Source organism: uncultured Arthrobacter sp. (assembly GCF_902805515.1).
Taxonomy (GTDB): Bacteria; Actinomycetota; Actinomycetes; order Actinomycetales; family Micrococcaceae; genus Arthrobacter_D.
Genome location: NZ_CADCTE010000046.1, coordinates 1 through 12,624 on the forward strand (window position 1 = coordinate 1; position 12,624 = coordinate 12,624).

At 68.6% G+C, this 12,624-nt stretch carries 12 protein-coding genes; 10 read left to right on the forward strand and 2 right to left on the reverse strand.

Going from position 1 to position 12,624, the window contains the following annotated elements; all coding sequences use genetic code 11:
• The 3 genes from leuA to QZX79_RS03725 form a co-directional block, all read left to right on the forward strand.
• Positions 1 to 1,645, forward strand: a 1,645-nt coding sequence (gene leuA, locus QZX79_RS03715; RefSeq protein WP_294564831.1) for a 2-isopropylmalate synthase, incomplete at its 5' end; no start/stop codon positions are given.
• 35 nt (positions 1,646 to 1,680) lie between these two features.
• Positions 1,681 to 2,427, forward strand: a complete 747-nt coding sequence (gene recO / locus QZX79_RS03720) for a DNA repair protein RecO (protein ID WP_294564842.1) — start codon at positions 1,681 to 1,683, stop codon at positions 2,425 to 2,427.
• A complete protein-coding gene (locus QZX79_RS03725; protein ID WP_294564844.1) occupies positions 2,424 to 3,233 on the forward strand; it encodes an isoprenyl transferase in 810 nt (269 codons plus the stop codon). Before recO ends, QZX79_RS03725 begins: the two co-directional genes overlap by 4 nt.
• Before the next feature lie 51 nt (positions 3,234 to 3,284).
• Here the strand turns inward: QZX79_RS03725 and QZX79_RS03730 are convergent, their stop codons facing one another.
• Entirely contained in the window at positions 3,285 to 4,343 is a 1,059-nt protein-coding gene (locus QZX79_RS03730) for an alpha/beta hydrolase (protein WP_294564846.1), read from the reverse strand.
• A gap of 69 nt (positions 4,344 to 4,412) precedes the next feature.
• Here QZX79_RS03730 and QZX79_RS03735 point away from each other — a divergent pair, with 69 nt between their 5' ends.
• Positions 4,413 to 5,492 carry a quinone-dependent dihydroorotate dehydrogenase gene (locus QZX79_RS03735; RefSeq protein WP_294564849.1) on the forward strand — a complete coding sequence of 360 codons (1,080 nt, stop codon included), beginning with the start codon at positions 4,413 to 4,415 and terminating at the stop codon, positions 5,490 to 5,492.
• A gap of 140 nt (positions 5,493 to 5,632) precedes the next feature.
• Here the strand turns inward: QZX79_RS03735 and QZX79_RS03740 are convergent, their stop codons facing one another.
• Positions 5,633 to 6,199 carry a DUF3043 domain-containing protein gene (locus QZX79_RS03740; RefSeq protein ID WP_366484669.1) on the reverse strand — a complete coding sequence of 189 codons (567 nt, stop codon included), beginning with the start codon at positions 6,197 to 6,199 and terminating at the stop codon, positions 5,633 to 5,635.
• Between the two features lie 144 nt (positions 6,200 to 6,343).
• Between QZX79_RS03740 and QZX79_RS03745 the strand changes: the two genes are divergently transcribed.
• From QZX79_RS03745 to QZX79_RS03770, 6 genes are all read left to right on the forward strand, one after another.
• A complete protein-coding gene (locus QZX79_RS03745) occupies positions 6,344 to 7,768 on the forward strand; it encodes a dipeptidase (RefSeq protein WP_294564854.1) in 1,425 nt (474 codons plus the stop codon).
• A 172-nt stretch (positions 7,769 to 7,940) separates the two neighbouring features.
• Positions 7,941 to 8,327 (forward strand): iron-sulfur cluster assembly accessory protein, encoded by a 387-nt coding sequence (locus QZX79_RS03750; RefSeq protein ID WP_120165504.1) that lies wholly within the window; start codon positions 7,941 to 7,943, stop codon positions 8,325 to 8,327.
• A gap of 174 nt (positions 8,328 to 8,501) precedes the next feature.
• Positions 8,502 to 9,371, forward strand: coding sequence for a cytochrome c oxidase subunit II (coxB, locus tag QZX79_RS03755; RefSeq protein ID WP_294564857.1), 870 nt, complete (start codon positions 8,502 to 8,504; stop codon positions 9,369 to 9,371).
• Positions 9,371 to 11,098: a cytochrome c oxidase subunit I gene (ctaD, locus tag QZX79_RS03760; RefSeq protein ID WP_294564860.1), complete on the forward strand. Its 1,728-nt coding sequence runs from the start codon at positions 9,371 to 9,373 to the stop codon at positions 11,096 to 11,098. The genes coxB and ctaD overlap by 1 nt, the downstream gene beginning before the upstream one ends.
• Positions 11,095 to 11,496 carry a cytochrome c oxidase subunit 4 gene (locus tag QZX79_RS03765; protein WP_294564862.1) on the forward strand — a complete coding sequence of 134 codons (402 nt, stop codon included), beginning with the start codon at positions 11,095 to 11,097 and terminating at the stop codon, positions 11,494 to 11,496. The genes ctaD and QZX79_RS03765 overlap by 4 nt, the downstream gene beginning before the upstream one ends.
• A gap of 184 nt (positions 11,497 to 11,680) precedes the next feature.
• Complete coding sequence (locus tag QZX79_RS03770) at positions 11,681 to 12,445, forward strand: GntR family transcriptional regulator (protein WP_294564986.1); 765 nt, start codon at positions 11,681 to 11,683, stop codon at positions 12,443 to 12,445.
• Positions 12,446 to 12,624 lie beyond the last annotated feature (179 nt).

Here is a 12,624-nt window from a genome sequence, read left to right on the forward strand (position 1 = left end):
CGACAAGGTCATCACCAAGGCCCCGCGCTGGTGCGCGGTGGACCTGCGGGACGGCAACCAGGCCCTGATCGACCCCATGAGCCCCGAGCGCAAGCACAAGATGTTCGACCTGCTGGTGAAGATGGGCTACAAGGAGATCGAGGTCGGGTTCCCGTCGGCGTCGCAGACCGACTTCGACTTCGTCCGCCAGCTCATCGAGGGCGACCGCATCCCCGACGATGTCAGCATCCAGGTCCTCACCCAGGCCCGCGAGCATCTCATCGAGCGGACCTACGAGTCCCTCGAGGGCGCGGACCGCGCGATCGTGCACCTCTACAACTCGACCTCGATCCTCCAGCGGCGCGTGGTGTTCAACCAGGACCGCGACGGCATCGTCGACATCGCCCTGACCGGCGCGCGGCTCTGCAGAAAGTTCGAGGAGAGCCTGAAGAACACCCACGTGACCTACGAATACTCGCCCGAGTCGTTCACCGGGACCGAACTCGAGTTCGCCGCCCGCATCAGCAACGAGGTGGCCGCGGTGTTCGAGGCATCGGCGGACCGCCAGATGATCCTGAACCTGCCGGCCACCGTGGAGATGGCCACCCCGAACGTGTACGCGGACTCCATCGAATGGATGAGCCGCAACCTGGAGAACCGCTCCAACATCATCCTCTCGCTTCACCCGCACAACGACCGGGGAACGGGCGTGGCGGCGGCTGAGCTCGGCTATCTCGCCGGCGCCGACCGCATCGAGGGCTGCCTGTTCGGCAACGGGGAGCGCACCGGCAACGTCGACCTGGTGACCCTCGGGATGAACCTCTACAGCCAGGGCATCGACCCGCAGATCGACTTCTCCGACATGGACGCCGTGCGGCGCACCGCCGAATACTGCAACCAGCTCTCCGTGCCGGAGCGCTCCCCGTACGGCGGGGACCTCGTGTTCACCGCCTTCTCCGGCTCCCACCAGGACGCCATCAAGAAGGGGTTCGAATCGATGGAGCACGACGCCGCGGCCGCCGGAGTCAGCGTCGACGAGATCCCGTGGGCGGTTCCCTACCTGCCGATCGACCCCAAGGACGTCGGCCGCAGCTACGAGGCCGTCATCCGGGTGAACTCCCAGTCGGGCAAGGGCGGGGTCGCGTACCTGCTGAAGCATGAGCACAGCCTCGACCTGCCGCGGCGGGCGCAGATCGAATTCTCCGCCGTGGTGCAGCGGCGCACCGAGACCGTCGGGGGAGAGATCAGCGGTTCCGAGCTGTGGACGGTTTTCCAGGACGAATACCTGCCGGCCCGGGCCGACGGCGGCACCCGCTGGGGCCACTACGAACTCACCTCGGTCAACACCGACACCGCCGGAGACGGCTCCCTGAAGCTCACCGCCACGCTGATGGTCAACGGCGTGCAGCAGCGGCGCTCGGCCGAGGGCACCGGGCCGATCGACGCGCTGCTCGACATCCTCGGGCAGGACGGCGTGGACGTGCGGGTCCTGGACTACACCGAGCACGCCCTGTCGGCCGGCGGAAACGCACGCGCCGCGGCGTACGTTGAATGCGCCGTCGGCGGGCGGGTGCTGTGGGGTGTCGGCATCGACGCGAACACCACCATGGCGGCCCTGAAGGCCGTCATCTCCGCCGTCAACCGCGCCGTGCGGGACAGCGCCTAGGGCCCTTCCTCCCCGGTTGGTGGGAGACTTGGAGTATGTCCAAAATGTCAGCCCGTACCTACCGTGCCGAAGGCGTGGTGCTGCGGACCTACAAGCTGGGAGAGGCGGACCGCATCATCGTGCTGCTGACCCGGGAGCACGGGCAGGTGCGCGCCGTCGCCAAGGGTGTGCGGCGCACCAGCAGCAAGTTCGGATCCCGGCTTGAGCCGTTCATGGCCGTGGACCTGCAGCTTGCCTCCGGGCGGAACCTCGATGTGATCACGCAGGCGCAGACCAAGGGCGCCTACGGGCACGGCATCGCGGCCGATTACGGGCGCTACACGGCGGCGGCCGCCATTGCCGAGACGGCCGAGCGCCTCACCGACACCGACGGCGAGGCCGCCAGCGCCCAGTACGGCCTGGTCGCCGGCGCGTTCTCCGCGCTCAGCCGCGGGCTGCACCCCTCCGAGCTGATCCTCGATTCCTACCTGCTGCGGGCCCTGGCCACGGCCGGCTGGGCGCCGAGCTTCACCGACTGCGCCCGGTGCGGAGAACCCGGTCCGCACTCGGCGTTCTCGGCGCCCCTCGGCGGGGCCGTGTGCTCCACCTGCAGGCCGCCCGGGTCGGCGTCGCCGGCGCCCGGCACCATGGAGCTGCTGGCAGCCCTGCTGTCGGGGGACTGGACCGCCGCCGATGCCTCCGAGAACCCGGCCCGCCGCGAGGCGGCCGGGCTCGTGGCGGTGTATCTTCAATGGCACCTTGAGCGGGCCGTGAAATCCCTTCGACATGTGGAGCGTGTGTGACCCCGAACCGAACCCCTTCCCCGTCGCCGACGGCACCCTGGCCGCACCCGAGCGGGGCGCGGCCTCCGCGCCTGCCCGCCGAGCTGGTGCCGCGGCACGTCGCCATCGTGATGGACGGGAACGGACGCTGGGCCAACGAGCGCGGCCTGCCGCGCACCGAAGGGCACCGGGCGGGGGAGGCCGCGCTGCTCGACGTCATGGCCGGGGCCATCGAGATCGGCGTCCAGCACGTGTCCGTGTACGCCTTCTCCACCGAGAACTGGAAGCGCTCCCCGGAGGAGGTGCGCTTCCTGATGGGCTTCAGCAAGGACGTGCTGCGCCGGCAGCGCGACCAGCTCAACGAGTGGGGCGTGCGCATCCGCTGGGCCGGACGGCGGCCGCGCCTGTGGCGCTCGGTGATCGCAGAACTCGAAGAGGCCGAGGAACAGACCCGGGGCAACTCGACATGCACGCTCACCATGTGCGTGAACTACGGCGGCCGGGCGGAGATCGCCGACGCGGCGCGGGCCATCGCCGAGGAGGTGGCCGCGGGGAACCTCCGGGCGTCCTCGGTGAACGAAAAGACCATCCAGCGCTTCCTCGACGAACCCGACCTGCCCGACGTCGACCTCTTCCTGCGCACCTCCGGCGAGCAGCGGCTTTCGAACTTTATGCTGTGGCAGTCCGCGTACGCCGAGATGGTCTTCATGAACACGCTGTGGCCCGACGTGGACCGGCGGACCCTGTGGCGGGCCATCGAGGAGTATGCCTCCCGCGACCGCCGCTACGGAGGCGCCGTCGACGCCGCCGCGGGCCTGCCCGCCTGACGTCCGCCCGCTTCAGACCCGCCCGCCTGGCACCTTCCTGACGCCCGGCCCTTACCCCTGCGCGGCGGGGCCGGTGCACCGCAGCCAGCGGTCGAGTTCGGCATAGACCTCGGCGCGCACCTCTCGGCGGGACAGCAGGACGTCGTGAAGGGCGCCGTCGAACCGGGAAAGGGTGACCCGGCGGCCCAGACCGGTGGCCCGGCGGACCATCACCGACACGTCGAGGATGCTGTCCGCTTCGAGCATCGCCGAACTCCAGGTGGGGCTGACCGCCGAGCGGGCCGAGGCGAGCACCAGCACCGGCACCTCGAGGGACAGGCCCCGGGCGACGGCTGCGTGGCCGGAGAGCACCGCGGTGAGCCACCCGGCCCGGATCGGGAAGCCGAACTCGGGGCGCCACCGCCGGTCAAGGTTCCACTCTCCATCGGCCTCACTGCTGATGCTCCGCCAGTAGTAGCCGAACTCGGGCAGCCGCAGGCGCGCCTTGGGGCGGAACCTCACGAGGGGTTCGAGCAGGCCCTGGGTGGTGTTGCGGAACAGCGCGCTGCCCTGGGTGTCGAGCCAGGGGCTGTTGAGGATCAGGGACGCGACCCGGCCGGGATGCCGGTCCGCCCACAACACGGCCGTCAGGGCGCCGGTCGAGTGGGCCATCAGATTCAGCTCCACCGCCGCCCCGGGCCCGTGGCGCGCCTGGATCTCCTCCTGCACCGCGGCGAGGGCCGCGTCGAGGTCCGAGTCATACTCCCGCAGGTCCCGCACGTACCCCGGCGTCTGCCACTCCCGCAGGCTCCTGCCGTACTTGCGCAGGTCGAGGGCAAAGAACTCGATGCCCCGCTCCGCGCAGAACTCGGCCAGTTCGGTGTGGAAGAAGTAGTCACTCCACCCGTGGAGGTAGAGCAGGGCCGGAATCCGCCGCGGCTCCGGGGTCCGGCCGGAGGCCCGGGACAGCGCTGCCCCGAGGGCCCGGCGGAAGCGGGCCGCGGGCCGCCGGACGGGCGCGCGGTGGGCGACGAGCGTCGCGCAGCAGGGCCCCTCCTCGTCGGGCTCAAGATCGAGTGTGAGCCTGCTGTAGGCCGGGCCGAGGTGGTCGGGCTCCCACGTTCTCTCCATTGCCCCCGGTTCTTCCGAAAAATGCCGCCCGAGTTGTTCGGGCGGCTGTCCTCATGGGAACTTTAGAGCATGCAGATCTATCCGGCCTTCTTCCGCCTCGCCTTCTCCCGCATGGACGCGGAGCGCGCGCACCGGATCGGCTTCGGGCTGATCCGGCTGGCGGACCGGACGCCGGCCGGCTGGCTGCTGCGGCGCTACTCCAGCCCGCACGCCGACCTGCAGACCACCGCCTTCGGCGTCGTGTTCCCCTCACCGTTCGGCCTGGCCGCCGGCTTCGACAAGGGCGGCCACGGCATTTCGGCGCTGACGGCCCTGGGCTTCGGGCACATCGAGGTCGGGACCGTCACCGGCCGGGCGCAGCCCGGCAATCCGAAGCCGCGCCTGTTCCGCCTTGAGGCCGACCGCGCGGTCATCAACCGGATGGGCTTCAACAACGACGGCGCGGCCGCCGTGGCCCCCCGGCTCGCCGCGGCACGGACCCGGCTCGAGCGCACCTACCGCTCGAACCGCCCCATCATCGGGGTGAATATCGGCAAGACCAAGGCCGTCGACCTCGCCGACGCCGTCGGTGACTTCCTGCTCAGCACCGAGGCGGTGGCGCCGGCGGCCGACTACCTCGTCGTCAACGTCAGTTCGCCCAACACCCCGGGCCTGCGGCTGCTGCAGAACGTCGAATCGCTGCGCCCGCTCCTGAACGCGGTGCGTGCCACGGCCGACGAGGCGGCGGGCCGGCATGTGCCCCTGCTCGTGAAGATCGCTCCGGACCTGATGGACTCCGACATCGACGACATCGCCGCCCTGGCCCTCGACCTGAAGCTCGACGGCATCGTGGCCACCAATACGACCATCACCCGCAGCGGACTCACCACCGATGACGCCACCGTGATGTCGAAGGGTGTCGGCGGGCTGAGCGGTGCGCCCCTGAAGCAGCGCTCCCTCGAGGTGCTCAAGCGCCTCCGGGCCGCCGCCGGGGAGGACCTTGCCATCGTGTCGGTGGGCGGGGTGGAGACCGCCGGGGATGTCCTTGAACGGCTCGACGCCGGCGCCACCCTGGTCCAGGGCTACACCGCCTTCCTCTATGAGGGTCCGCTGTGGGCGGCGCGGATCAACCGCGGACTAGCCCGGGCCTTCCGCAGCCGCCGGGACTGAACAACTCCCAACTTGAAGAACCGCCCGAATCAAACAACCGCTTAAGCAACCGCGCCCGATCCCTGCAGGGATCGGGCGCGGTTATTTGGGTCTTGGGTGCAGGCGCGGGGCGCCGGGCCGGACCCGGCCGGACCTGCCGGCTAGACGGGGTAGTCCCCGCGCTTGACCTGGGGCTTGGGCAGCCGCAGCCGGCGCAGCTGCAGGGCGCGCGTCACCCCGTACCAGAGGTCACCCGCGTTGGGTGCCCCGAATTTCGCCGTGAGGCGCTTCTTCAGCGTGCGGCGCAGGAGGAAGCAGTCGACGATTACGGCCATAATCAGCACCCAGAACCCGAGCAGCACGGCGCTCTGTACCTCGACGGTCTGGATGAAGCTGAGCACGACGAAGACGAGCGCGGCGATCATGAGGAACTCGCCGAGGTTCCAGCGGGCGTCGACGAACTGCCGGATGTAGCGGCGGTTCGGGCCCTTGTCCCGCAGCGGCAGGTACCGCTCCTCGCCGGTGTTCAGGGCCTCGCGGATGCGCAGGCGCTGCTCGGCGGCGGCGTTGCGGCTCTGGCTGCGCGCCGCCCGGCGGTCCTCGGGAACCAGCGGCCGCTTGCGGGCGGCCTGCTGGACACTGCGCTTCGGGGTGGGCGCGCCCTTGCCGGCGCTACGCTGACGGTCCTCCCGCTCGCGGCTCGCGCGGTCAATGACATCCTGGGCCACGGGGGCGTCTTTCTTTCGTCCAAACACCCCCTCAGGATACCTGTCAGACGGCCCTCACCTGTACGGGCAACCGCTTACGGGCGCGCTCCCGGGGACGCCCGCCCGGGGCTGCGGGGCGGGCAGGAGCGTGTGTAGGGTCGAGACATGACTTCTCCCGAACCGGCCAACCCGCCGTCCGCCCTCTCCGACCACCCGGCGGAGGAGCTGCGCCGCAGCGTCTCCGCCGCCTTTCCCGCCACCGTCGACCAGCTCAAGGCCCTCGTCGGCATCCGGGGCATAGCCTGGGAGGCCTTCGACGCGAGCGAACTCGACCGCAGCGCCGAGGCCATCGCCGCACTGATCCGGAACTCCGGTGTCGAGGACGTGCAGATCCTGCGCGTCGACAACGACGGCGTCCCCGGCGGGCCAGCCGTCGTCGCCCGCCGCCCGGCCGCACCGGGCCAGCCGACGGTGCTGCTGTACGCGCACCACGACGTCCAGCCCCCGGGCGATCCGGACCTGTGGGAGAGCGACCCGTTCACCGCCGTCGAGCGCGACGGCCGCCTCTACGGCAGGGGAGCGGCCGACGACAAGGCAGGCGTCATGGCCCACGTCGGTGCCCTGCGCGCCCTCACCGAGGTGCTCGGCGACCGCTTCGGCGTTGGGGTCACCCTGTTCATCGAAGGGGAGGAGGAAGCCGGATCGCCGACCTTCCGCACCTTCCTGGAGACCCACCGCGACCTGCTGGAGGCTGACGTCATCGTCGTCGCGGACTCCAGCAACTGGAAGGTCGGCGTTCCGGCTTTGACCACCAGCCTCCGCGGCCTCGTCGACGGCACCATCGAGGTCCAGGTGCTCGACCACGCGGTCCACTCCGGAATGTTCGGCGGACCCGTCCTCGACGCGCCGACTCTCCTGGCGCGGCTGATCGCGACCTTCCACGACGACGCCGGCGACGTCGCCATCGCCGGCCTGGCCGGCGGCGACACCGCCACGGTCGACTATCGGGAAGAGGACTACCGGGCCGACAGTTCCGTCCTCGACGGGGTGCAGCTTGCGGGCACCGGCTCGATCGCCTCCCGCCTGTGGACCAAGCCCGCCCTGTCCATCATCGGCATGGACATGCCCAGCGTCGCGCTGTCCTCAAACACGCTCCTGCCGCGGGCCCGCGCCAAGTTCAGCCTCCGGCTTGCGCCCGGGCAGGACCCGGCGCAGGCGATGCAGGCCGTCCGGGCCCACGTGGAGGCCTCCGCACCCTTTGGCGCCCGCGTCACCTTCACCCCGGGCGAGACCGGCAGCCCGTTCTCGACAGATACCTCCGCGCCCGCGGCGCGGCTTGCCCTCGCCTCACTTGAGGAGGCCTGGGGCGTGGAGGCCGTGGAGGCGGGAATGGGCGGCTCCATCCCGTTCATCGCCGACCTGACCGAACTCTTCCCGGCGGCCCAGATCCTGATCACCGGGGTGGAGGACCCGGATTCGCGGGCGCACAGCGCGAACGAATCCCTGCACCTTGCAGAGTTCGAGCGGGCCGTGCTCGCCGAGGCGCTGCTGCTCGCCCGCATCAACGCGGGCGGCCTCTCCGGCTCCTGACTGGAGCGCCCCTGCTCCTCCGCCGTGCGGCCGCCGCTGCGGCGGGGGAGCAGGGGTGTCAGCGCTCACGCGCCTCCGGTGTTAACTGCACGGGATGCGCGGCGTACCATGGAAGGGACTCCAGAACGCCGCAAGCGGTGTTCAGCAACGGATCCAGGCTAGGAGAGACACCATGAGCACCACCACGCCAGAGACCACCACGGCCCCCGACGAGACGTCGGCCTCCCTTCCGGAGCACGAAGTGCAGCTTTCCGAGGTCGCCGCGGGCAAGGTGCGCAGCCTCCTGGAGCAGGAAGGCCGGACCGACCTCCGCCTCCGCGTGGCCGTCCAGCCCGGCGGCTGCTCCGGCCTGATCTACCAGCTCTACTTCGACGAGCGGGTCCTCGACGGCGACGCAGTCCGCGACTTTGACGGCGTTGAAGTAATCGTTGACAAGATGAGCGTTCCCTACCTTTCCGGTGCCTCGATCGACTTCGAGGACACCATCTCCAAGCAGGGATTCACCATCGACAACCCGAACGCCGGCGGATCCTGCGCCTGTGGTGATTCCTTCCACTGACCTGCGGTTTTGCGGGGCCCGTAGCACGCTGAAAGGCGCGCCACGGGCCCTTTCGCATGTCACACGATGGCTTCGACGGCGGGTAAGCTCTACAGTGAGTAGTAAAACTGGAGGGGCACCCCGAACTGCATCAGATCGCGGGTGGCAACGCACGTAGAAAAGGATGGTCCGTCTGTGAGTTCGCAGGACCGAACCGGCGGCAAGAGCGCCAGGATCGCAAAGATTTCCAGCATTTCGCTGGCCGGGGCGCTTTTGCTGTCCGGTTGTTCAACGGAAGCCCAGAATGGCTGGCTGCCGGGGGACAGGAACACCACCAACCACACCGGGCTGATCACCGACCTGTGGGTGAATTCATGGATCGCGGCCCTCGTGGTCGGCATCATCACCTGGGGCCTCATCATCTGGTGCATGGTCGCCTACCGGCGCCGGCGCAACGACACCGGCTACCCGCGCCAGCTCAGCTACAACCTGCCGCTCGAGATCTTCTACCTGACCATCCCGCTGTTCATGGTGCTGGTGTTCTTCTACTTCACCCAGCGCGACCAGGGCATCATCGACACCCGCGTTGAGGACCCCGACGTGATCATCGACGTCCGCGGCAAGCAGTGGTCCTGGGACTTCAACTACGTGAAGCAGGACAAATACTCCACCGGAGTGCAGGCCGAGCTGACCGGCGAGCCCGGCATCCCGGACAAGCTGCCCACCCTCTACCTGCCGGTCAACCAGAGCGTCGAGCTCCAGCTGCGCGCCCGCGACGTCCAGCACTCCTTCTGGGTGCCGGCCTTCCTGCAGAAGCGCGACCTCTACCCGGGCCGCATCAACTACATCAACCTCACCCCCACCCAGGAGGGGACGTTTGATGGAAAGTGCGCCGAACTCTGCGGCCAGTACCACTCGGAAATGCTTTTCAACGTGGCAGTCGTCTCCCAGGAGGAGTTCGACGCCCGGATGGAAACCCTCGAGGACGGCCAGCTCGGCGACGAGTATGACCGCGACTCCTACCCGGACACCGACCCCGACTTTGACCCTGCCAGGAGCAGCTGATGTCCACCTACGAATACACCCTTGAGGAAGCCGGCACAGTAGCCGCTCCACGCGTCGTACCGCGCTCCAAAGGCCGCATCGTCGTCAACTGGATCACCTCGACCGACCACAAGACCATCGGGTACATGTACCTGATCGCCTCCTTCGTCTTCTTCTGCTTTGCCGGGGTCATGGCGCTGGTGATCCGGGCCGAGCTGTTCGAGCCCGGTCTGCAGATCCTGCAGACCAAGGAGCAGTACAACCAGCTGTTCACGATGCACGGCACGATCATGCTGCTGATGTTCGCCACCCCGCTGTTCGCCGGGTTCGCGAACGTCATCATGCCCCTGCAGATCGGCGCACCCGACGTCGCCTTCCCGCGCCTGAACGCGCTGGCGTTCTGGTTCTTCCTCTTCGGCAGCACCGTCGCCGTCTCCGGCTTCATCACCCCGCAGGGTGCCGCGTCCTTCGGCTGGTTCGCCTACACGCCGCTGTCGAGCACGACGTTCTCGCCGGGCGTCGGCGGGGACCTGTGGGTCTTCGGACTCGCCCTGTCCGGGTTCGGCACCATCCTCGGCTCGGTCAACTTCATCACCACGATCATCTGCATGCGCGCCCCGGGCATGACCATGTGGCGCATGCCGATCTTCACCTGGAACACCCTGGTGACGGCCATCCTCGTTCTCATGGCGTTCCCCCCGCTGGCCGCCGCGCTGTTTGCCCTCGGTGCGGACCGCCGCTTCGGTGCCCACATCTTCGACCCCGAGAACGGTGGCGCCATCCTCTGGCAGCACCTGTTCTGGTTCTTCGGGCACCCCGAGGTGTACATCATCGCCCTGCCGTTCTTCGGCATCGTCTCGGAGATCTTCCCGGTCTTCAGCCGCAAGCCGATCTTCGGCTACAAGGGCCTGGTCTACGCGACAATCGCCATCGCCGCCCTCTCGGTCACCGTGTGGGCCCACCACATGTACGTCACCGGTGCCGTGCTGCTTCCGTTCTTCGCCTTCATGACCATGCTCATCGCGGTCCCGACCGGCGTGAAGTTCTTCAACTGGATCGGCACCATGTGGCGGGGATCCATCACCTTCGAAACCCCGATGCTGTGGAGCATCGGCTTCCTGGTGACGTTCCTCTTCGGTGGCCTGACCGGCATCATCCTGGCCTCGCCCCCGCTGGACTTCCACGTCTCTGACACTTACTTCGTGGTCGCACACTTCCACTACGTGGTCTTCGGCACCGTCGTCTTCGCGATGTTCGCCGGCTTCTACTTCTGGTGGCCCAAGTTCACGGGCAAGATGCTCAACGAGCGCCTCGGCAAGATCCACTTCTGGCTTCTGTTCCTCGGCTTCCACGGCACCTTCCTGATCCAGCACTGGCTGGGCGTCATCGGCATGCCGCGGCGTTACGCGGACTACCTGCCCGAGGACGGGTTCACAGCGATGAACCAGTTCTCGACCATCGCCTCGTTTGTACTGGGCGCCTCGCTGATCCCGTTCTTCTGGAACGTGTACATCACCTGGCGCACCGGCAAGAAGGTCGAAGTTGATGACCCGTGGGGCTTCGGAGCCTCCCTCGAGTGGGCCACCTCCTGCCCGCCGCCGCGGCACAACTTCACCTCGCTGCCCCGGATCCGCTCGGAGCGCCCGGCGCTGGACCTGCACCACCCGGAACTCCAGCAGCAGCACACCGACGAATCCGCCGCCGGCAAGGTGCTCGGCTCCGCAGCCCGGAAGGACGCTACCCAGTGAAAATTGAGACACGCCTGTTCACCCTCCTTGCGCCGTTCTTCTTCCTGGTCGGCACCGTCTACGGGGTCCTCGTCGAATGGCAGGAGCCCGTAGGGTTCCTCGGGCTGTACCTGACCGGTGGCCTGGCCATCATGATCGGGTTCTACCTCGGCTTCACCGGCAAGAGGGTCGGCATGCGGCCGGAGGACCGGCTCGACGCCGAGATCCACGAAGGCTCCGGCGAGCAGGGTCACTTCAGCCCCTGGAGCTGGTGGCCCCTGTTCCTCGGCCTGTCTGCCGCCGCCGGATTCCTCGGACTGGCAGCCGGCTGGTGGATCCTCTACATCGGTCTTGGCTTCACCGTGATCGCCCTGGTCGGCTGGGTGTACGAGTACAGCCGCGGGGCACACGCCCACTAAGCTCCCAACCCCGCAGAACCCGAAGGACCCGCACCCCGGTGCGGGTCCTTCGGCGTTTCCGGGCACCGCCGCCGCGGAAGAATTTCGATAGACTCGGAACCACCCGGCGGTCGGCCGCCGGCCCCGAAACTACCACCATGGAAAGCTGGCAATTGTGGCGGCGACCGCTCCCAAGCTCCTAGGGGTGCCGGCCCTCGATGAGGCCTCACCCGTGGCCAAACACGTGCAGCTGCGGGAAATTCTGAGGGCCTACATCCTGGAGCGGGCCGCGCCCGGTTCGCCGATTCCGTCCGAGCGCCAGCTGTCCCTGCACTTCGGCGTCGCCCGGATGACGGTGCGCCACGCCATCGATGCCCTGGTTGCCGAGGAGGTCCTGGAGCGGATCGTGGGCCTGGGGACATTCGTGGCCCATGCCAAGGTCGACCTGCAGATGAAGCTCACCTCCTACAGCGAGGAGATGCTCCGCCGGGGCATGGTGCCGGACGCGCACGTGCTCAGCTTCGAGCAGATCGGCGCCACACCCCTGATCGCCCGTGAACTGCAGCTCGAGCTCGGGCAGCCCGTGGTGCGGTTCCGGCGGCAGCTGCTGGCCGACGGCGAGCCCATGAGCGTCGACGAGAACTTCATCCCGGCGCACCGGGTGCGGGGGATCCTCGACGACCCCCCGCCGGCCTCCCTCTACAACGTGTTGAGCGAGAAGTACGGGCTGGTCATGGAGTGGGGGGAGGACACCATCGAGGCGACGGCGGCCTCGCCGTCCATCGCCCGCCTGCTGAACGTGGAGATGGGTGCTCCGCTGCTCAAGATCCAGCGCCACGCGTACGTTGCCCGCGCCATGGTTGACTACTCCGTGTCCTACTACCGGGCCGACCGCTACAAGCTGTGGGTGCCGCTGCAGCGCCCCGGAGCGCGCACACCCCGGGCCTACACCTCCAACAGGCTGCGCTAGGCATCTGGGACGCGCGAGGCCCCGTGCCGCGTGTCCAGGCGCCCCAGTAGCTCCGCCGAGTTGGCAGGTAACCACGCTTAGAACCCGCAGAAGCGTGGTGATGTGCAGTTTCGACGTCGTGCGCGCTCGTGAGCAGGGAGTGGTGGCGCACCGTCCCCGTCGAGTTGGCACGAAACCAC

Coding starts and splice junctions, on each gene's coding strand:
- QZX79_RS03735 (WP_294564849.1), top strand. CDS start 4,413: ATGCAGATCTATCCGGCCTTCTTCCGCCTCGCCTTCTCCCGCATGGAC.
- QZX79_RS03730 (WP_294564846.1), bottom strand. CDS start 4,343: ATGGAGAGAACGTGGGAGCCCGACCACCTCGGCCCGGCCTACAGCAGG.
- QZX79_RS03745 (WP_294564854.1), top strand. CDS start 6,344: ATGACTTCTCCCGAACCGGCCAACCCGCCGTCCGCCCTCTCCGACCAC.
- ctaD (WP_294564860.1), top strand. CDS start 9,371: ATGTCCACCTACGAATACACCCTTGAGGAAGCCGGCACAGTAGCCGCT.
- QZX79_RS03750 (WP_120165504.1), top strand. CDS start 7,941: ATGAGCACCACCACGCCAGAGACCACCACGGCCCCCGACGAGACGTCG.
- recO (WP_294564842.1), top strand. CDS start 1,681: ATGTCCAAAATGTCAGCCCGTACCTACCGTGCCGAAGGCGTGGTGCTG.